Origin of the sequence: Oceanibaculum pacificum, assembly GCF_001618175.1 — a bacterium.
GTDB lineage: Bacteria > Pseudomonadota > Alphaproteobacteria > Oceanibaculales > Oceanibaculaceae > Oceanibaculum > Oceanibaculum pacificum.
On sequence record NZ_LPXN01000116.1, the window covers coordinates 26,637 to 45,143 of the forward strand.

The 18,507-nt window shown below is 66.3% G+C and carries 18 protein-coding genes; 12 read left to right on the forward strand and 6 right to left on the reverse strand.

What is annotated here, in order from left to right:
• Nucleotides 1–16 precede the first annotated feature (16 nt).
• Nucleotides 17–1,756, forward strand: coding sequence for a ParB/RepB/Spo0J family partition protein (locus AUP43_RS11510; RefSeq protein ID WP_067556890.1), 1,740 nt, complete (start codon nt 17–19; stop codon nt 1,754–1,756).
• Nucleotides 1,757–2,170: 414 nt separating this feature from the next.
• On the opposite strand, the gene AUP43_RS11515 is transcribed toward AUP43_RS11510, so the two are convergent.
• Both AUP43_RS11515 and AUP43_RS11520 read right to left on the reverse strand, forming a co-directional pair.
• The gene (locus AUP43_RS11515; protein ID WP_067556892.1) at nt 2,171–2,923 is read right to left on the reverse strand and encodes a hypothetical protein; all 753 of its coding nucleotides are present in this window, start codon (nt 2,921–2,923) and stop codon (nt 2,171–2,173) included.
• A gap of 174 nt (nt 2,924–3,097) precedes the next feature.
• Nucleotides 3,098–4,141: a hypothetical protein gene (locus AUP43_RS11520; RefSeq protein ID WP_067556895.1), complete on the reverse strand. Its 1,044-nt coding sequence runs from the start codon at nt 4,139–4,141 to the stop codon at nt 3,098–3,100.
• 628 nt (nt 4,142–4,769) lie between these two features.
• Here AUP43_RS11520 and AUP43_RS11525 point away from each other — a divergent pair.
• The 6 genes from AUP43_RS11525 to rlxS all read left to right on the forward strand — a co-directional run bounded on the left by AUP43_RS11525 (nt 4,770) and on the right by rlxS (nt 9,650).
• On the forward strand, nt 4,770–5,102 hold the full coding sequence (locus AUP43_RS11525; RefSeq protein ID WP_067556901.1) for a DUF736 domain-containing protein: 333 nt from the start codon (nt 4,770–4,772) through the stop codon (nt 5,100–5,102).
• 168 nt (nt 5,103–5,270) lie between these two features.
• Complete coding sequence (locus tag AUP43_RS11530; protein ID WP_067556904.1) at nt 5,271–5,501, forward strand: helix-turn-helix transcriptional regulator; 231 nt, start codon at nt 5,271–5,273, stop codon at nt 5,499–5,501.
• A complete protein-coding gene (locus tag AUP43_RS11535) occupies nt 5,494–6,057 on the forward strand; it encodes a S26 family signal peptidase (protein ID WP_067556907.1) in 564 nt (187 codons plus the stop codon). Before AUP43_RS11530 ends, AUP43_RS11535 begins: the two co-directional genes overlap by 8 nt.
• Nucleotides 6,045–6,695, forward strand: coding sequence for a lytic transglycosylase domain-containing protein (locus tag AUP43_RS11540; RefSeq protein WP_067556910.1), 651 nt, complete (start codon nt 6,045–6,047; stop codon nt 6,693–6,695). Before AUP43_RS11535 ends, AUP43_RS11540 begins: the two co-directional genes overlap by 13 nt.
• Nucleotides 6,696–6,949: 254 nt before the next feature.
• A complete protein-coding gene (locus tag AUP43_RS11545) occupies nt 6,950–7,312 on the forward strand; it encodes a hypothetical protein (protein ID WP_067556913.1) in 363 nt (120 codons plus the stop codon).
• 355 nt (nt 7,313–7,667) lie between these two features.
• A complete protein-coding gene (rlxS, locus tag AUP43_RS11550) occupies nt 7,668–9,650 on the forward strand; it encodes a relaxase/mobilization nuclease RlxS (RefSeq protein WP_067556916.1) in 1,983 nt (660 codons plus the stop codon).
• Nucleotides 9,651–9,756: 106 nt separating this feature from the next.
• Here rlxS and AUP43_RS11555 read toward each other — a convergent pair whose 3' ends face one another.
• From AUP43_RS11555 to AUP43_RS11565, 3 genes are read right to left on the reverse strand one after another with little or no spacing between them, the layout of a single operon-like run.
• Entirely contained in the window at nt 9,757–10,722 is a 966-nt protein-coding gene (locus AUP43_RS11555) for a CBASS cGAMP-activated phospholipase (RefSeq protein ID WP_067556919.1), read from the reverse strand.
• A 46-nt stretch (nt 10,723–10,768) separates the two neighbouring features.
• The gene (locus tag AUP43_RS11560) at nt 10,769–12,307 is read right to left on the reverse strand and encodes a nucleotidyltransferase (protein WP_067556922.1); all 1,539 of its coding nucleotides are present in this window, start codon (nt 12,305–12,307) and stop codon (nt 10,769–10,771) included.
• 17 nt (nt 12,308–12,324) lie between these two features.
• Nucleotides 12,325–12,558, reverse strand: coding sequence for a DUF2188 domain-containing protein (locus AUP43_RS11565; RefSeq protein ID WP_067556925.1), 234 nt, complete (start codon nt 12,556–12,558; stop codon nt 12,325–12,327).
• 158 nt (nt 12,559–12,716) lie between these two features.
• Between AUP43_RS11565 and AUP43_RS11570 the strand changes: the two genes are divergently transcribed.
• Nucleotides 12,717–13,040, forward strand: a complete 324-nt coding sequence (locus AUP43_RS11570) for a helix-turn-helix domain-containing protein (RefSeq protein ID WP_067556930.1) — start codon at nt 12,717–12,719, stop codon at nt 13,038–13,040.
• Complete coding sequence (locus tag AUP43_RS11575; RefSeq protein WP_067556933.1) at nt 13,037–13,960, forward strand: ImmA/IrrE family metallo-endopeptidase; 924 nt, start codon at nt 13,037–13,039, stop codon at nt 13,958–13,960. Before AUP43_RS11570 ends, AUP43_RS11575 begins: the two co-directional genes overlap by 4 nt.
• Before the next feature lie 192 nt (nt 13,961–14,152).
• On the opposite strand, the gene AUP43_RS11580 is transcribed toward AUP43_RS11575, so the two are convergent.
• Nucleotides 14,153–14,764 carry a hypothetical protein gene (locus AUP43_RS11580; protein ID WP_067556936.1) on the reverse strand — a complete coding sequence of 204 codons (612 nt, stop codon included), beginning with the start codon at nt 14,762–14,764 and terminating at the stop codon, nt 14,153–14,155.
• A 280-nt stretch (nt 14,765–15,044) separates the two neighbouring features.
• On the opposite strand from AUP43_RS11580, the gene AUP43_RS11585 reads away from it, so the two are divergent.
• Genes AUP43_RS11585 through trbB form a run of 3 tightly spaced genes read left to right on the forward strand, consistent with a single transcriptional unit; the run spans nt 15,045 to nt 18,499 of the window.
• On the forward strand, nt 15,045–17,093 hold the full coding sequence (locus tag AUP43_RS11585) for a conjugal transfer protein TraG (RefSeq protein WP_067556938.1): 2,049 nt from the start codon (nt 15,045–15,047) through the stop codon (nt 17,091–17,093).
• A gap of 9 nt (nt 17,094–17,102) precedes the next feature.
• Nucleotides 17,103–17,522 carry a ribbon-helix-helix domain-containing protein gene (locus AUP43_RS11590; protein ID WP_067556940.1) on the forward strand — a complete coding sequence of 140 codons (420 nt, stop codon included), beginning with the start codon at nt 17,103–17,105 and terminating at the stop codon, nt 17,520–17,522.
• Nucleotides 17,519–18,499, forward strand: coding sequence for a P-type conjugative transfer ATPase TrbB (gene trbB, locus AUP43_RS11595; protein WP_067556942.1), 981 nt, complete (start codon nt 17,519–17,521; stop codon nt 18,497–18,499). The genes AUP43_RS11590 and trbB overlap by 4 nt, the downstream gene beginning before the upstream one ends.
• Nucleotides 18,500–18,507: the final 8 nt, after the last annotated feature.

The window sequence follows — 18,507 nt, forward strand, 5'->3', positions numbered from 1 at the left end:
CCCAAGGAGAGTGACCATGCAACTCCAACATATCCCCATCGACAAGCTGAACGTCTCCGCGTTCAACATGCGCAACGCCAAGCGCGCGCCGGACGTCTCCGACATCCTGCCGAGCGTCCGCGCACGCGGCATCCTGCAGCCGCTGCTGGTGCGTCCGAACGGCGAGGACGAGCGCTTCGAGATCGTCGCCGGGCGACGGCGCTACTTCGCCGCCAGGGCGGTTGCCGAGGAACGCGGCGAGATCGAGCCCGTGCCCTGCGCCGTGATGGAGCCGGGCGACGACGCGGGCGCGCTCGAAGCCTCGCTGATCGAGAACGCCGCGCGTCTCGACCCCGACGAGATGAGCCAGTACGAGACCTTCGCGCGGCTCACCAAGCAGGGCAAGTCGGTCGCCGAGATCGCCGAGACCTTCGGCATCACCGAGGTCATGGTGAAGCGCCGCCTCGCCCTCGGCAATTTGTTGCCGAGGATCAGGACGGCCTACCGCAAGGGCGAGATCGACGCCGAGACGGTGCGCCATCTCACCATGGCCTCGAAGGCGCAGCAGAAGGACTGGCTCGCCCTGTTCGCCGATCCCGAGCAGTACGCGCCGCGTGGCTTCCAGTTGAAGCAGTGGCTGTTCGGCGGCCAGTCGATCCCGGCCTCCGTGGCCCTGTTCCTGGTCGAGGACTATCCCGGCCAGATCGTGGCCGACCTGTTCGGCGAGGACGCCTACTTCGCCGACGCCGATCTGTTCTGGCAGAAGCAGAACGAGGCCATCGCCGCCAAGCGGGACGAACTGCTGGAGGCCGGGTGGTCCGAGGTCGTGGTGCTGGAGCCCGGCCAGTACTTCCACACGTGGGAGCACGAGAAGACCCCGAAGAAGAAGGGCGGCAAGGTGTTCATCGCCGTCTCCCACCGGGGCGAGGTCGAACTCCACGAGGGCTGGCTCGGCCGCAAGGAGGCCCGCCGCGCGGCGCGGAAGGCCGCGTCGGCGGACGCGGACGGCGAGACGACCGAGGTCGCACCCGCCGCGCGGCCCGAGGTCACCAAGGCGATGCAGAACTATCTCGACCTGCACCGCCAGGCCGTGGTGCGCCTCGCGCTTGTCGCCCATCCGGGCGTGGCGTTGCGGCTCATGGTGGCGCACGCCGTGGCGTCGTCGGGCCACTGGCAGGTGAAGCCCGAGCCGCAGCAGGCGCGCAGCGACGCCGTCGCCGAGAGCGTCGCGAACAGCCCCGCGCAGCAGGCCTTCGACGCCGAGCGGCAGGCGGTGTTGGCCCTGCTGGACCGGCCCGACTACCACCACTCTGTCACGCAGCCCGGCTACGACGCCTATCCCACAGCGGTGGTGTTCGCCAAGTTGCTGACGCTCTCCGACAAGGACGTGCAGCGCGTCGCCGCCTGCGTTATGGCCGAGACCTTGGAGGCGGGCAGCGCCGTGGTCGAGGCGGTCGGCAACCACCTGGACATGGACGCGGGACAGCATTGGCAGCCCGACGACGCGTTCTTCGACATGATCCGCGACAAGGCCGTGCTCAACGCCATGCTGGCCGAGGTCGCGGGCAAGCGGTGTGCCGACGCCAACGTCGCGGAGAAGGCCAAGACCCAGAAGAAGATCATCCGTGACTGCCTCGACGGGGCGAACGGCCGCGCCAAGGTCGAGGGCTGGTTGCCCGGCTGGCTGGCCTTTCCGGTCCGGGCCTACACCGAGAACGGCAGTCTCAAGACGGCCGACGAATGGGCGCGGGTGCGCGACCTGTTCGATGCCGCATGATCCGTCGCGGGCGGCGGCCATCCGGCCGCCGCCCGCTCATGATTAAACCCTAGTTCGCCAGATCAGGAGCACAGTTCTGGAAATTGCGCACGGAAACCATAAATATTGGCGGCGTGAGCTTAGCCTGACAGGTCTGCTCAGTTGGGGTTCGATTCCCCTTCACATCGCCTGTCTCGGTGGCCTTCTGACGTTCCTGGGGCTGTCAGCCTTGCATTTCTGCAACGAACGCCCTCAAAAGCGAGGGGAAAGGGAGGTGACCATGACACAGACAGGTAAAACTCGCTCTTTCGACGGGTACCAGGTTATGAAGGCATTTACTTCAACCACATGGGCCATCGGGACGGGGATGTGGGCTGGTCTTGCCCTGTCAGGCTAAGCTCACGGAGAAGCTGGACCGACGGACTATTCCGAAGGTTAACGGTTGTCAAACAAACCGGAAATCGCTGACGCCCACTTGATGGCATCATAGGCGGCACGGCGAAGGGCCGGCTTCGATCCATGTACGTCGCCCATGGTCCTGCGTAGGATCTGCAACATTTGAGCTGCGTGATTGGTAGCGTTCTTCGCTTCGCTGACGATAGCCTCAGCGTCGGCTTCGGCCATGCCAATCGCCATGAGCTCAGCTTTCATATCGTCGAAAACACCCAGGTGCTTGGCCGCCGTGTTGACCTTCGCCGCGAAGGCGACGTGTGCTGGATCGCCGATACTGTGTGCTGCATACAATTCCTGCATCAGTGTATCGACCGCTCCACAAGCGGCGGTGATGGCCCCAGTCTCATCTCCGCCCACGAGGCGCTTCATTGCTTTTGCAAGCTCGGAAGCTGGAGACGACGGAAGGAAAAGTGCCTCGCGCCGATCAAGAAGAGCAACGGGTACGAAGGCGCCATCGACATATTCGTAGCCATGCTGAGTGAAAAGCTCACGAACCCGTTCGCTGTCCGAAAAATGATCGGCGAGTATCCGTAGCGCTGTTAGACGCGCTCCAGGTTCGAGGCGATAGAACGCCTGCTCGACCCCGGCTAGGAATGGATCCCAATACTGCTTCGGAGCATTGACCCCAGTGATTCCAGCTGCGGCGACGGCTGCGCGTGCGTTGGTGAGTGAAAGGCTGCGGAGCTCAGCAAGGAGCACCCCGAAGAGCCGTCCGACTTCTTCCTCAGATAGCATCTCTACACTCGGAGACGTCATGCGTTTTGTCCGTAAGCAGCATGTTTGATCTGTAGGCAAAGGCGGTCATGTATTCTTCTGCGGCCATGCTTGCCTCGCAGGTGAGTTTAGTGCCTATAAGTAACCCACGGCATGCACCCACGAGAACTTCTTTTCTAGGGGTATCTGCTCGTTCTAGAACAACCAAGAGAACGGCAGCGCCTGTACGCGGCGACAGCGGGTGCAGCGAAAGTTTTCCGTGAAAACGAGGCGGCAGGCGTTGTGCACTGTGACGCCGAGCGGCGCTCTGCAATCGGGACACCGGATATGCGGGGCAAGCGTTTCGCTCAGGGTGGCGCAGACGGACACAGCGTTCTCGTCGCCGTGCACCAGGTCGGCTCCGAACAGGGAACGGACGACGAACGCTGTCTTCGCGCCGTCTTCCATCGGCTTGACCCGATCATAGAGTTCGAGGACGACATGGGCTAGGTAGAGCAGCAAATACGGCAGATGCGCATAGAGCCCCTCGTAGATGTCGTCCTCGGATGGGTCCTTGAAGATGAAGTTGAAGTTCTCGGGGCTCGTTCGTAGCTCGATCCGTTGCACCGTGACGAGGTGCACCGCGTGCTGGAACAGTCCGTAGAGACCTACTCCGTTACGCGCGTCGAATAGCGTCTCGCAGACATGCTCGGCGTCGACATACGCACCGAGCCGTGTGCGAGCGAGCGCCTGGGCGACGATCTCCTTCCGGCGATTCCCCAGCCTGCTCGGCGCCAACACCGTCGGGTCGCCGGCGGTGAAGGCGGCATAGAAACCGTCTTCGTCTCCGAGCACCCACGACAGATAGACGAGACTGTCCGTCAACGGCTTGCGCAACAGGTTGAGGGCGACGACCGACTTCCGCTTCTCGAGGCAGCTCAGCGCCTCGAACAGGTGATGCAGCGTGTCCGACACCATGCCCATGGTGATCGTGTTGAGGACGATCCGGCGCGCCGCGTCGCCGTAGCCGGCGCGGCGGAGCGCGGTCAGGCTGTCTTCTTCGGCGAGCGCCTCCAGCGCCTCCGCTTCGCTGGGATCCTGGAATGTCACGGTCACCCAATGGGCACGGGCGCCCTCGTACTCGACCAGCATCCGGGCGCATTCGTCATGCAGGAAATAGCAATACTCATGCGCCAGACGGAGGTGCTGGGGAATACGCGCGAGACGGCGGCGCGGAATGAGGACGCCCGTTGTGGTCATGGCTCGACAGTACCATCGGCGTGCCTCGCTTGTCCGGTTTGCGGTCGCGAAAGCGTTTCAACCGCGGTCGTGATTGCTGCCTGCTTGGGGTGCGGAGGCCGAGATTGGTGTAGAGCTTGCACGGCCCCTGTTCCCGGTGTGCGGACAGGCGAGGGCATGTAGCCGATGCCCGGTATTGGGCCCCCGCGACTCCGCTATCCGCCCAACGGCCGGCGTCACGATCCCGATCCGGCAGCACCTTCTTGTCGCCTCGCGGTCCGAACGAGCGTGCATCTTCGATGAGGCGAGCGGTGGCCTCGATGAGGCCCGTCGCCGTGGTCACCGGCTGACGAAACCAGCTACCATACTGTCGATCCGCCGTCGTGAGATGGCCCCATAGCCCTGCTCCGGCTGTGAGGACCTATGGCGGTCCCCGTCCCGGCGAAACCGGCTCCGGCGACTATTTTCCCCGCCCGCCTTCGCGCGCTCCGGCGGGCTTCCTCGCGCCCGCTGCGCTCCAAAATAGTCGCCTCCACCGGTCCTCCGCTGGCGCTCCGGCCCTCCGGGTGCGCCGGTCCGGCGCCCGCCATGGACGGTCCGCCGTAAGCAGGGCGATGGGCGCCCTGCACCATCAAAGGAGGATCAGATCATGGCAGCCATCGGATACGTCAACCGCCAGGCGGACGGCTCCTACAAGGGCTTCATCAACACCCTCAGCATCCGGCGCAGCGTCGTGCTCGTGGCGAACCGCGACAAGGACGCCGAGAACCAGCCCGACTTCCGGGTCTTCACCGACGACCGCGACCGGGTGGAGCTCGGCGCCGGCTGGAAGCGGGTGGGCCAGAACTCGGGCAACAGCTACGTCTCGCTGAGCCTGGCCGCCCCGGAATTCGGGCCGCGCAAGCTCTACGCCAACCTCGGCCGCGCCGCCGGGCAGGACGATCCCGACACCTTCGCGATCATCTGGAACCCGGTCGACTGACGGCCGCCGCCTCGGCCCCGCGCCCTCCCGGGCGCGGGGCCTTTCGCCTGTCCCGGAAGGGGAGGCGAATTCCCGGACGGCCGTTTTCGCCGGTCCCGGATCGCTCCCTCGCGCGCCCATCCTCGCCGTCAACGGCGCGATCCTGCCGGTCGCGACGAGGTGACGACGATGAGCGACGACGACCACGAACGCGCCGCCCGCGCGAAGAAAGGCAGCCCCTTCCTCAACACCGCCCAGGCCGCCCATTACGTCGGCCTGTCGGGCCGCACGCTCGAGAAAATGCGCGTGACCGGCGGGGGGCCGAAGTATCGCAAACACGGCCGCTACGTCCGCTACCACATCGACGACCTCGACGCCTGGTCCGACTCCCGGTCCAAGGGATCGACCTCCGATGCGTGAGGATCGGCTCCTGCTGTCCGGCGCTCTGCGGCCGACGCGGCGCCGGCGCGGGCGTCGCCGCCCGTGCGTCCCGTTCGCCCTCGCGGGCCTCGGGCTCGCGGCGCTCGGCTTCGCGGCGCTTGCCGAGCCGGCGCCGCGCCTGGTCTGGAACGCCAGCGCCAGCGTGCCCGTGGGGCTCTACTGGGTCAGCCGCGCCGCACCGGTGCGTGGCGATCTGGTGCTCGCCACCCTGCCGCCCGACGCCCGCCGGCTCGCGGCCGACCGTGGCTATCTGCCGGCCGGGGTACCGTTGGTGAAGCGTCTCGTGGCGATTGCGGACGACGTCATCTGCGCCGTCGGCGATGCCGTCTTCATCAACGGCACGTATGTCGCCACGCGTCGCAATCGCGACTCCTTGGGCCGCGAACTGCCGCGCTGGACCGGCTGTCGCACGCTCGCCGCCGACGAGCTGTTCCTGCTGATGGCCGGTGTCTCCGGCTCGTTCGACGGCCGGTACTTCGGGCCGGTGCGGGGCGCCATGATCATCGGGAGGCTCGTGCCGCTATGGACCGGGTGACCGTCCTGGCGCTGGGCGCGGTTGTCCTTGCGACTTTTGCCTGCTCGTCCTCCGTCGTCGCTGAACCGGTCACCGTCGAGCAGCGGCTCGACCGCTGGGAGCCGTTCATCGCCGAGGCCTTCGCCCGGTTCGCCGTCCCGAAGACTTGGATACGCGCGGTTATCGCGGCCGAGAGCGTGGGGCGAATTATGCTCGACGGCCGTCCGATCACTTCATCCGCCGGCGCCATGGGGCTCATGCAGGTGATGCCGGGGACCTATGAAGAGATGCGTCGGCGACATGGTCTTGGTGGCGATCCGCACGACCCACGCGACAACATCTTGGCCGGGACCGCCTATCTCCGCGCTCTGTACGAGTGCTTCGGATTCCCCGGCCTCTTCGCCGCCTACAATGCCGGGCCCGGTCGCTACCAAGAGCATCTGACCGACGGGCGACCGCTGCCGCGCGAGACCCGTGCCTACCTCGCACGGCTCGATCCGTCGCGTCTGGCAACAGAGGCCGCACGGGCCGCGGAAGCGGATCGGCGTCTCTTCTTCCCTTTGCGCGCGACGGTGACGGACGGTCGCGAGTCGTCGTCGACGATGGCCACGGACAGCCTGTTCGTGCCCTTGCGTACCGTTCCGGGCGAGGACCGATGAACCGCGACGGCGCGGCCGGTGCCCTGTCGGAGCGAGAGGGCCTCGTCTCGGTTGTCCCAGCGTACCAGCCAGGACGAAGCGCCCGTCAAGGATGCACGGTCCCCCCAAAATGCTCCGCTGCGCTGGCGCTCCGCTCCGCATTTCGGCTCCCCCGCGCCCCGCTTCGCGGCGCCTCCGGCGTCCTTGACGGCCGCTTCGCCGGCCGATGGCGGGAGCTGTCCTCGATGAGGAGGACAGCAACTACGGAGGTTCCGATGACCACGCTTCACACGCATCCGCACGCCGCGTTCGACCGCTTCCCGCAGCTCCGCCGCGACCTGATCGCCGAGTTCGGAACGGACAAAATCGACGCCGTTATCGAGCATTTCATCGCCGCCGAGCGCGCCGATTTCCACTGGGACGGACGCATCGCGGAGATGAATCTCGGCGCCTGGGAGAGCCTCGACGACGAGGACGAGACGTATGAGCGGGTGGCAATTCTCGGCTACTTCCGCGCCCGCTACTACGTCGCGACGTGTCTCGTCGATGGCGACCGGCACATTCATTGGATGCTCGGTCTGCGGCATTTCGAGAGCTTCGAGAGCGCCGAACAGGCGTTCCTGGCGGGCGGCGGGTGATCCCGCCGACCGCCTCGGGAGCGACGCTGTTTGGTGCCGCTCCCACCTTCTTTATGCGGTGATCCCGGCCGGTGCTCGGCCCGTCGCCCGAGCCGAGGTTCGATGAGAGATCGCAGGTAATCGCAGGAGGGAGGGCAGGTGGCTCGGAAGTCCGGTAGGGCAAGATAAAAGGATGGCGCCATAGGTCGCTTATGTCTTTGTCTGCACATCGTTTTCCCTGGCGCCATGCCTTGCCGGGATGGCGCCAGGGCGCCCGCAACTCCTTGGTCTGCCGCGATCTTCATGGCGCCGGCTTGCGGCGGGGGACGGCAGCCGTCTACTCGTGGATCACGATGCCAACTGACCGGCGGCGATCATGAAGGATGACGACGACTTCACGCCGAGGCTCGGCCGGATCCGCGCGCGCGGCAGCAAGCGTGGCCGCCGTTACCTGCACCAGGTGCTGCGGTCGGTGGCGTTCGCCGGCGGCCGGCCGTCGGCGGGCCGCGGCACCTTCCAGGGCAACCGCATTGGCCGCGGCGCCGGCGTCGGCCGGGTGCTCGCTTCCCGCGACCGCTACGCCGCCTACCGGGCGCGCCGGGTGATCGTGAAGTCGCGGATCGTCAAGCTGCAGGGGCAGGGGCGGAAGGCGGCCCAGCTTCATCTCCGCTACATCCAGCGCGACGGCGTCACCCGCGAGGGGTTGCCCGGCGATCTGTATGACGCCGAGTCCGACCGCGCCGACGGCCGGGCGTTCCTTGAGCGCGGGGAGGGCGACCGGCACCAGTTCCGCTTCATCGTCTCGGCCGAAGACGCCGCCGAGTACGACGAGCTGAAGGGCTTCACCCGCCGGCTGATGCGGCAGATGGAGGAGGACCTCGGCACCCGGCTCGACTGGGTGGCGGTCGACCATTTCAACACTGGCCATCCCCACACCCACATCGTGCTGCTCGGCCGGGACGATCAGGGCAAGGACCTGGTCATTGCCCGCGACTACCTCGCCAGGGGCATGCGTGAGCGGGCGGCGGAGATCGTCGGCCTCGACCTCGGGCCGCGGTCCGATCTGGAGATCGAGCACCGCCTGCGCCGGGAGGTGGAGCAGGAGCGCTTCACCAGCCTCGACCGCGGCCTGCTGCGCGAGGTCGGTGATGACGGTCTTGTCGGGTCCAGCACCGTGGACGGCGACGCCTTCCGCCAGACGCTGCGCGTCGGCCGGTTGCAGAAGCTCCGCCGCCTCGGGCTCGCCGAGGAGGTTGGTCCGGGCCGGTGGCGGCTCGCCGAAGACCTGGAGCCAGTGCTGCGCCGGATGGGCGAGCGCGGTGACATCATCAAGACGATGCACCGGGAGATGGTCCGCGAAGGGCGGGACCGGGCGACCGCGGACTACGCCATCTACGACCCGGCCGACCCAAAGGCGCGGCGGCTCGTCGGCCGCGTCGTTGCGCGCGGTCTCTCCGACGAGATCGACGACCACCATTACCTGATCGCGGATGGTGTCGACGGCCGGGCCCATTACATCGACATCGGCAGGGCGGACGCGACTGACCCATTGCCGGACGGCGCGATCGTCGCCATCGAGCCGATGCGGGCCGCGCCGAGAGACGTGGACAGGACTATCGCCGAGATCGCGGACGCGAACGATGGACGATACAGCGTGGACATCCATCTCCGGCACGACCCCACGGCGACGGTAACGTTCGCCGAGACGCATGTGCGGCGGCTCGAGGCGATGCGGCGGCGCGGCATGGGCGTCGAGCGGCAGCTGGACGGCACCTGGATGATCGCGCCCGATCATCTGGACCGGGCGGCGGCTTACGAACGAAGCCGGGCACAGGCGAGCCCGGTCATCGTCGAGATGCTGTCAGCCGTGTCGCTCGACCGCCAGGTCGGCGCCGCCGGCGCGACGTGGCTTGACCGCGAGTTGCTCGCCGACACGCCGACGACCCTCCGGGACGCGGGCTTCGGCCGCGAGGTGCGCCAGGCGCTCGACCGGCGCCGGCAGTGGTTGGTCGAGCAGGAGCTCGCCCGCCAGGAGCACGACCGGATCGTCTACCGCGCCAACATGTTGGGCATCCTGCGCCGGCGCGAGCTGACACGGGTCGCGGATCAGCTCTCGGGTGAGCTTGGCCTGCAATACGCCGAGAGTGAACTCGGCCAGCGGATCGAGGGTGTCTACCGCCGGCGGCTCGACCTCGCCAGCGGCCGGTTTGCGGTGATCGAGAAGGCGCGTGAGTTCACGCTGGTGCCCTGGCGGCCGGTGCTTGAGCGCAACCTCGGGAAGCGGGTGTTCGGTGTGGCGCGCGGTGATGCGATCTCTTGGTCGCTGGGACGGAAGCGGAACGGACCGGGGCTATCGTAGGAACAGGATGTCGAATTCCCACACGCGCGGATTGCGTCAATGTACGATCGGTACCATGAGCCGACTCCTACAGCGCACCGCGCAGGCTTGCCGCTGTCTATTGTTTTCAAGCCAGCGAATGCTCGGGTGCAAAGGGAGCCCGATGATCAGTCAGGAACGTCCGCCGCAACTCCGGCAGCGCTTCGCGTGCTTCGGCCTCGCCCAGCCCGGCCAGTCGCTCAATCTGCCCGGTATTGTCCATGACGAACGTACCGATCGGGACCGTTGGGCTGTAACGCCAAACCTTACTGCCGTTGTGCGGATGCCCGGTGAGGATCTTCGCGGTGCCAAGCGCGGCATGGGACTGGCCCTGAAACATAAGGCTGATCACGTTCCGCCCCAGTATTCCCATGCCGGCAACACCGGGGTCGCATCCGAATATCCACGCTTCGTCAGAACAGCCAAGGCTGAGCACACGCAACTCGTCACCAGGCCAGCCGAGTATTCCCACGGCCTCGACAGCAGCGAGGCCGACCGGATTGTTAGCCCAAATGCCGCCATCGATCAGATGGCTGCCGGACGGCAGGCGATGAGCCGGAAAGAACACCGGCGCCGCAGCCGTCGCCAACGCCACATCGACGACGCTGGCGCGATAGTCCATCTCCAGCCGGCGATGATGTGCGGTCTTGAATACGTAAACCGCCTGCTGGTCCCGGTGATATGCAGGGATGACGAGACGCGTCTCGCTCTCTCCGAGCTTCCGGTCACCGAATATCTGTGCCAGTTCACTGCGCAGCGCATCGGCATCGTACTTCGGTCGAAAAGGCCAACGAGCGAGACGCAGGCAGCGCTTCAGCAGCCCCTCAGGCTGCCCGAACACGCTCGGACCGTTCTCACGGTAGAACCGGAGTATCTCGGAAGCTGGAAGGCCCATGCCCAGACCGAGCGCGATGATGCCGCCGGTCGAGGTACCGGCTATAAGGTCGAAATGATCGACAATGCGCTCCCCGGTCGCCTGCTCAATGGTGGCAAGGAACGCGGCAGGCAGGACACCCTTTATGCCGCCGCCGTCGATGGCAAGGACGCGCCTCACGTTGCGCTTCCGATGTCGTGGCCGATTACTTCCATGCCTTCGCCGCCTACTGGATGTTCACGATGAACTGCCCGCTGCGTGCCGCCAGCAGCCCGTCCTTGACGACAAAGCACTCGATGCTGTGACTGCCCCTATAGAGTGTGCTCTCCCGCCGCGTCAGCTTGCCGGCGGTGATAACACCCTCGTCGAACCCGCCGCGCAAACCGTTGACCCGCTCCGCTTCCAGTCCGGTATTCACCACCTGCCAGTACACCTTGTATGGCCTGGGTACGTTTGTGTCGGCCTGGAATGTCAGAGAGGCATGTTTCGGCAGGGACCGGCCGTCGCTGCCAAAGTCCTCAGGACGAAAACCATTTCGTGCGACGGTGGCCCTCTCGATCTCCACATCGCCCTGCGTCGCCGGGTCCCATGGCGGACGCTGACGATGGGCCGGGTTCAGGACGATGCGTGCCCTTGCTCCTGCACCGGCAAGTACGCGTGCTAGCGCGTTGTTGCCGCCAGCCGGGCGTTTCGCCCTCGCTGCTTCCACCAACCGCTTGCCCAGATGCGTTTCCAGACCGGAAAGCGCCTGGTCGCGCGTCACTCCGGCCGCCGCAGCGGCGAAGTCTGCGCGGGCTTCTTCCAGCCACTCGAAAAACGCCGCCTGTCGCTCCGGATGTTCCTGCCACTTGTCGGCAAAGTTCTCGGCTGGGTCGGTCGGGTTGGCGATCCAGGCTACCCCCTGCCGGTACTCAATATACTCTTCCATCCGATCGAGGATGCTGTAGAGCGCCTCCGCGATAGTCGGCTCCTGGTTATAGGCATGGGCCGCCAGCGTCGTGATGATGATCGAGATCGGTTTTTCATCCGACCGCTCGACATACATCATGTCCCGGTGCCGCTTCAGAATCTGGACAGCCGATTGCAGGGGCGTGCGGACCTTGTACTCGGGAATATCCTCGACGCTGGCACGGGCCTCCATTGCCAGCTTGAGGCGGCGCGCCTCGAAGACCACCTTCATGCGCGACCGGAACCACTCCCAGTATCCCTTCGGGTTGCTGTGCGGCCAGTCATCCGAAACCAGACGGTAGTTCGGATGGTCGCGGTCGGTTATCGCGATGGCGGTATCCGACCATTCGGTCGATAGTCCACGCTGTTCCAGCAGCAGACGCTTTCGCGCACCGTCGGGGACAGCCGGCAGCGTGTCGAGATGGAACTGGGCGCTGTCCGCATAGGGAAGCGTCCAGCACCGTCGCCCCTCTTCGGGATCGTCCATCCCGTGCGCGGCGGCATACGCCTTCAGCTCTCGACCTAGTGCTGCTTTGAGCTGCGCCTGCGTCACCCGCGCCTTCGATGCCGACAGCTCACACACCAGATCGACATCGTAGTCTTCTGCATCCGATACGGGCCTGATCGCGGTACCAAGCCGAAACGACCCCTGTATATAGACCTGGGGATCGGCCTGACGCAGACTCGACGCCTCGCGATGCAGCCAGTCCCCGACCGACTTGTAGCTGCGCTCGGCAGCCTCGTATCGACTAGGGGGTATCTGAAGGGACTCCGCCAGATCTTCCAGCAGCTCTTCGATATGCTTCGGTACCCTCATCGGCGGAGCCCTTTCCGTCAGCCCTTCGGGGGATACGGGTCGCGCCCGTGGCTGTCACTGTCGGCAATACGGCCATCCTGATTGTGGATGCGGAATTCCGTCCCCTGGTTGCGGCTGATCTCACGACCGCGATCGATCGCCTCGCGCTTCGTCTCGTGATGGCTGCTTGCGCGGCTGGCGCCGCCGCGCTTCACGTCCCAGCCCCCATCGGGGTTCGGGACGACATGGTGGGTCTTAGGTCCTCGGCTCATAGCCTTGCCTTTCATCGCTGAATGGTTGCTGCGCCCACAGGCGCATAGAAAGTTCGCTACTCTGAACTATATGGGGCATTGCTATCCGGAAGTCAAGGCTGTAAAATAAGTCTACTCCGAACAACGCGTTAATCATCTAGATGGAGGAGCCGTACCCCGTGCCGACGCCCCTGGGAGAGAGGATTCGCCGCCTGCGAACGCAGAAGGGCTATACCCTGGACCAGCTCGCCGAGCTGGCCGATTCCAGCAAGAGCTACATTTGGGAGCTGGAGAACAAGAACCCGCCGCGACCGTCGGCGGAAAAGCTGGCGAAGATCGCGGAACAGCTCGACACAACCATTGAGTATCTTCTCGAAGGCGATGAGAAGATCACCGAGGATGACGCCGCCGACGCCAGCTTCTACCGCCAGTATCGGAAGATGGATTCGGCCACAAAGGCCAAGATCCGGCAGATGGTCAAGCTGTGGGGCGACGAAAAATGACCGAACGGCTGTCGCCGCAGCGCTGGGCAAACACACTCACCACCCTGCTCAACAGCGCCTTTGGCGATGGCCCCGATCGCTTCCCCGTCAACGTCGGGCAACTCGCCAAGGACTACTCCCACCAGCGCTTTCCCGACGACCCCGTAACCCTGGTGCAGGGCGATGCCCTGTCCAACTTCGACGGCGCCCTCTATCGCGCCCCCGCCCACAAGAAGGGCTGGGGCATCATCTACAACAATGCCGTCCGCTCACCTGGCCGCATCAACTTCACCCTGGCCCACGAGTTCGGCCACTACCTCCTTCACCGGCAGGATCACCCTGACGGTATCGAATGCAGCCAGCAGGACATGCTTCGGTGGGACAGCGACTACGCCCGGATGGAGCAGCAGGCCAACGAGTTCGCCGCGACCCTTCTAATGCCCCTCGACGACTTTCGCCGGCAGTTGGAGCCTCGGGCCAAGCCAAGCCTCGACGATATCGGCAGCTGTGCCGATCGCTACCGCGTGTCGCTCATCGCCGCCACGTTGCGCTGGCTCCAGTACACGGAGCGGCGTTCGGTCCTCGTTCTGTCGCGGGAAGGCTTCATCCTGTGGGCCCGGTCAAGTCCGCGTGCCCTCAAGACTGGCGTCTTCTTCCGCACCGCGAACCGGCCGCCGGTGCCTGTTCCCGCTACTTCGCTACCCATGCAGCCCGACTATCTGGATAGCAGCAAGGGCACCGTCGAGCACGACGCCGGAGTCTGGTTTGCCGAGCCCTGCCAGGAGATCGCCCTGCTGTCCGACCACTACGACTTCGCCATCTCGCTCATCCATCTTGACGACGCCGCGCCACGCTATTCGTCGCCGGAAGCCCCGGAGGATGAAGAGAACACCTACGATCGCATGATTAACCGCACTCCAGGGTCATCCTGGTTCGGCTGACGTCAAGCCTGCGGTGCGTACCGCCGCCGCTCGGGTGTCAGCCTTCGTCTGCGATGCGGCGGCGCTCCCGACCGAGACCTTTGGGGAAGGGACCAACTGGTGTCTGCTTCGGGTGAGTTTGCCGCTCGCAGCGTGACAAAGGGGCTGACTCCGCACCTTCCTCGGTGATCGAAATAGCACCGCGCTGAACACCTATTTGCTGCCCTGTATCGCTTCGTCAGCGATTGCTTCTTGGGAGCGCTTCTGAAGGGCAGGGTCGGCGAGGATCAGGCGCCCTACAGGATGTGGCCTCGTCGCACTGACGGGCGTCGGCTGAAATTCCAGATACGGTTCGGCTCGCGCGTAGAACACTCCTGTGTCACCCCATAGCCATTCGCGCTGGCCACGTTCATCGGGCTCCCCGTACCTTGCGATGATCTCTTTGCCAAGATCGACATCATTGTCGGTCTCGAAAACGTTGGCCGCAACTTGATACAGGCGTGGACCATCCGGCGTCGGCGTGAAGAACGCCTCGACCCGAGCATCACCTCGAACAAGCCTGATCTTGTTCACGCCGGTGTAGGTATTGCCGTTAATCCGCTGGCCACGCCGTTGCGCGACCGCCTGCTTGAAGGACGGAGCAGGGTCGCGCCTGACAATGTCGAAACCATTTTCCTCGCCAGCGGCTTCGGCCTCCGAAGCACTCATTCCGAGCCTGAGCCCCATTACTTCGAAACTACTGGGATCGGCAGCCCAGGCACGCGGCATCGTTGTCGTGACTGCGATTGCGAGGGTAAGACCGAGAAGGGCGGAATGCTTCCTCATTGCCAGCTCCGTCGATGTAATCCTGTCTCCCGAGCCCCCTTCGGCGGCGGTCGCCCACCATCCCCCATTATGACCTTTGTCGGTGTGATGACTTTACCCCGTCGTGGACTCCAGTTCCACGCTCCGCTCAGCGATCTACGCTCTCATAGCCTCTACTTGGCAAGCGCAGAAGAGGGCGTAGACCAGCGTAAATAAAGGCGATTTCCGATTCCGTCGTCCTGATGAATCCCTTGGGGCGTGACGCGACGCGCATGTCGCATCGACGTGTGGACCCAAGGGCATGACACCGACCAAGCTCCTCATCGGCCAGGCTCTCATCGTCTTCGCCATCGTCATCGGCGGGGTGTGGGCGACGACGCAGTGGACCGCGGCGATGCTGGGCTACCAGCCGCGGCTCGGTGCTCCCTGGTTCGAGCTCCTGCAGTGGCCGGTCTACTACCCCTGGCGCCTGTTCGAGTGGTGGTACGCCTACGAGCCCTACGCGCCGGACCTGTTCCGGCGCGCCGGAATGCTGGCCGGCGCCAGCGGTCTGCTCGGCACCGTGGTCGCCGTCGTCGGCTCCCTGTGGCGGGCGCGGCAAGGCCGGTTCGTTACCACCTACGGCTCCTCACGCTGGGCGACCCGCAGGGAGGCGGAGCGGGCCGGACTGTTCGAGCCGCGCGGCGTGTTCCTCGGCCGGTTGGGGCGCGATTATCTGCGCCACGACGGGCCGGAGCACGTCATGGCCTTCGCGCCGACGCGCTCGGGCAAAGGCGTGGGGCTCGTGATCCCGACGCTGCTGTCCTGGACCGGCTCGGCCGTTATCCACGACATCAAGGGCGAGAACTGGCAGCTCACGGCCGGCTGGCGGTCGCGGTTCTCGCACTGCCTGCTGTTCAACCCGACCGACCCGCGCTCGGCCCGCTACAACCCGCTTCTCGAGGTCCGCAAGGGGCCGCACGAGGTCCGCGACGTCCAGAACATCGCCGACATCCTGGTCGACCCGGAGGGCATGCTGGAACGCCGGAACCACTGGGAGAAGACCAGCCACACCCTGCTGGTCGGCGCCATCCTGCATGTCCTCTATGCCGAGGAGGAGAAGACGCTGGCCCGCGTCGCGAGCTTCCTCTCCGACCCGCGCCGGTCGTTCGAGCACACGCTCCGGGCCATGATGGCGACCAACCACCTCGGCACGCCGCGGGACCCGGTGGTACATCCGGTGGTCGCCCAGGCGGCGCGCGAGGCGCTCAACAAGTCGGAGAACGAGCGCTCCGGCGTGCTGTCGACCGCTATGAGCTTCCTCGGGCTTTACCGGGACCCGACCGTGGCGGCCACCACCGCCGCCTGCGACTGGCGCATCGCCGATTTGGTCGACGCCGAGCGGCCTGTCTCGCTCTACCTCGTCATCCCGCCGTCCGACATCTCGCGGACCAAGCCGCTTGTGCGCCTGGTCCTGAACCAGATCGGCCGGCGGTTGACCGAGCGCCTGGAAGGCAGCCCGGACAAGGGGCGCCGCCATCAGCTCCTGATGATGCTGGACGAGTTTCCGGCGCTGGGCCGCCTCGACTTCTTCGAGACGGCGCTCGCCTTCATGGCGGGTTACGGCATCCGCGCCTACCTGATCGCGCAGTCCCTGAACCAGATCTCCAAGGCCTATGGCGAGAACAACGCGATCCTCGACAACTGCCATGTCCGGATTGCCTTCTCGTCCAACGACGAGCGGACGGCGAAGCGCATCTCCGACGCGCTCGGCACCGCGACCGAGCTGCGCGCCCAGCGCAACTACGCCGGCCATCGCCTCGCGCCCTGGCTCAGCCACGTCATGGTGTCGCGCCAGGAGACGGCGCGGCCGCTGCTGACGCCGGGCGAGGTGATGCAGCTCCCGGCCTCCGATGAGCTGGTGCTCGTCTCGGGCCTGCCGCCGCTCCGCGCCAAGAAGCTCCGCTACTACGAGGACCGCAACTTCACCGCGCGGATTGCGGACGCGCCCGCACTGTCGGACGACGGCTACCGCGACCGCCCGGTACCCCGACGAGACGACTGGACGGGCCAGGTCCGCGGTACCGACGCACGTCTCGCTGCCGCGGCGGACCGCGAGCTCGGCCTCGCCGACGCGGACGACGAGGGCGGCCTGCAGCACCAGCGCCATCCCGGCATGCCCGAGCCCGAGGTGTCGAAGCCCGTCGAGCCCGCGCGGCAGAGCGACCTCGATCTTCTGGACGACGAGGCCGACGCGCCCGCCCAGACCAAGACCATGGACCGTGCCCGGCGGCTCTCGGCGGTTGCCCGCGCCTACGGCATCGACGGCGATCCGGGCCGGCGCGACGACGACCTGCTGCCGGGATTCTAAGGGGATGCCATGAAGCCGCGCCATCACCTCTATCTCGACGATGAGCTGACGGAGCAGCTCGAAGCGCTCGCAGCCAAGCCCGGCTCGTCCAAGTCGGCGATCGTCTCGGACGCGTTGCGCAGCTTCCTCGCGCGGCGCGGCGCCAACGAGCTCGACGACCGCCTCAGGGTCCGGCTCGACCGGGTCAGCCGGCAGCTCAACCGCATCGAGCGCGACCAGCAAATCCTGCTGGAGAGCCTGGCCCTCTTCGTCCGCTACTACCTCACCGTGACCGCGCCGCTCCCGGAGGCGGATCAGGAGGCGGCCCGCGCGCTCGGCCAGGAGCGCTTCCAGGCCTTCATCGAGCAGGTCGGCCGCCGCATCGCTGGCGGCCGGACGCTGGCGGGCGAGGTGCTTGCGCAGACGTCCCAAGAGGAGGCCGAGCCATGAGCGGCACCGACGGACACGCGGAAAGCCGCCAGCGCCGCCGCACCATGCTGCGCACGGCGATGGGGTCGGCGATCGGCGCGGCGCTCGCCGATCCCGCGGTCATCGAGGTGATGGTCAACCCGGACGGCAGCCTGCGCCTCGACCGGCTGGGCGAGGGCAGGGTGGATACTGGCGAGCGCCTGAAGGCAGCCGAGGTCGAGCGGATCATCCGCCTGGTGGCGAGCCACCTGAGGGTCGAGGCGCATGCCGGCAACCCGGTCGTGAGTGCCGAGCTACCGGAGACCGGCGAGCGCTTCGAGGGGCTGCTGCCGCCGGTCTCGACCGCGCCCTGCTTCGCGATCCGCAAACCGGCGGCGAAGGTCTATACGCTCGAGGACTACGTCGCGGACCGGATCATGATGCCGTTGCAGGCGGACGCTCTGCGCAGGGCCGTCCGCGCGCGGCGCAACACCCTCATCGCCGGCGGCACCAGCTCGGGCAAGACGACCCTCGCCAACGCTCTGCTCGCTGAGGTCGCCCAAGCCGACGAGCGGGTGATCCTGATCGAGGATACGCGCGAGCTGCAATGCGCGGCGCCCGATTGCGTGGCGCTCCGCACCAAGCCCGGCGTCGTGGGCCTCGCCGACCTGGTGCGCTCGACCATGCGGCTTCGGCCCGACCGCATCATCGTCGGCGAGGTCCGCGGGCCGGAAGCCCTCGACATGTTGAAGGCCTGGAACACCGGTCATCCCGGCGGCATCGCCACGGTCCACGCCAACGCGGCCCAATCGGCGCTCTACCGATTGGAGCAGCTCATCGAGGAGGCCGTGGTCACGGTGCCCCGCCGGCTCGTCGCCCAGGCCATCGACCTCGTCGTCTTCATCCGCGGCCGGGGCGAGGGGCGCCGCGTCGAGACCATCGCCGAGGTCGAGGGCCTCGACGCGCACGGCGACTACCGCGTCGTCGAGCTCTCGCCGGCTCGCCTCCACGCCCTGTGAACGTAAGG

Bases quoted from the DNA above. Each gene is read 5' to 3' on its own strand.
- AUP43_RS11580 (WP_067556936.1), bottom strand. From the start codon at position 14,764: ATGAGGAAGCATTCCGCCCTTCTCGGTCTTACCCTCGCAATCGCAGTC.
- trbB (WP_067556942.1), top strand. From the start codon at position 17,519: ATGAGCGGCACCGACGGACACGCGGAAAGCCGCCAGCGCCGCCGCACC.
- AUP43_RS11520 (WP_067556895.1), bottom strand. From the start codon at position 4,141: ATGACCACAACGGGCGTCCTCATTCCGCGCCGCCGTCTCGCGCGTATT.
- AUP43_RS11515 (WP_067556892.1), bottom strand. From the start codon at position 2,923: ATGCTATCTGAGGAAGAAGTCGGACGGCTCTTCGGGGTGCTCCTTGCT.
- AUP43_RS11545 (WP_067556913.1), top strand. From the start codon at position 6,950: ATGACCACGCTTCACACGCATCCGCACGCCGCGTTCGACCGCTTCCCG.
- AUP43_RS11565 (WP_067556925.1), bottom strand. From the start codon at position 12,558: ATGAGCCGAGGACCTAAGACCCACCATGTCGTCCCGAACCCCGATGGG.
- AUP43_RS11585 (WP_067556938.1), top strand. From the start codon at position 15,045: ATGACACCGACCAAGCTCCTCATCGGCCAGGCTCTCATCGTCTTCGCC.
- AUP43_RS11590 (WP_067556940.1), top strand. From the start codon at position 17,103: ATGAAGCCGCGCCATCACCTCTATCTCGACGATGAGCTGACGGAGCAG.
- AUP43_RS11560 (WP_067556922.1), bottom strand. From the start codon at position 12,307: ATGAGGGTACCGAAGCATATCGAAGAGCTGCTGGAAGATCTGGCGGAG.
- AUP43_RS11575 (WP_067556933.1), top strand. From the start codon at position 13,037: ATGACCGAACGGCTGTCGCCGCAGCGCTGGGCAAACACACTCACCACC.
- AUP43_RS11525 (WP_067556901.1), top strand. From the start codon at position 4,770: ATGGCAGCCATCGGATACGTCAACCGCCAGGCGGACGGCTCCTACAAG.
- AUP43_RS11510 (WP_067556890.1), top strand. From the start codon at position 17: ATGCAACTCCAACATATCCCCATCGACAAGCTGAACGTCTCCGCGTTC.
- AUP43_RS11530 (WP_067556904.1), top strand. From the start codon at position 5,271: ATGAGCGACGACGACCACGAACGCGCCGCCCGCGCGAAGAAAGGCAGC.
- rlxS (WP_067556916.1), top strand. From the start codon at position 7,668: ATGAAGGATGACGACGACTTCACGCCGAGGCTCGGCCGGATCCGCGCG.
- AUP43_RS11540 (WP_067556910.1), top strand. From the start codon at position 6,045: ATGGACCGGGTGACCGTCCTGGCGCTGGGCGCGGTTGTCCTTGCGACT.
- AUP43_RS11535 (WP_067556907.1), top strand. From the start codon at position 5,494: ATGCGTGAGGATCGGCTCCTGCTGTCCGGCGCTCTGCGGCCGACGCGG.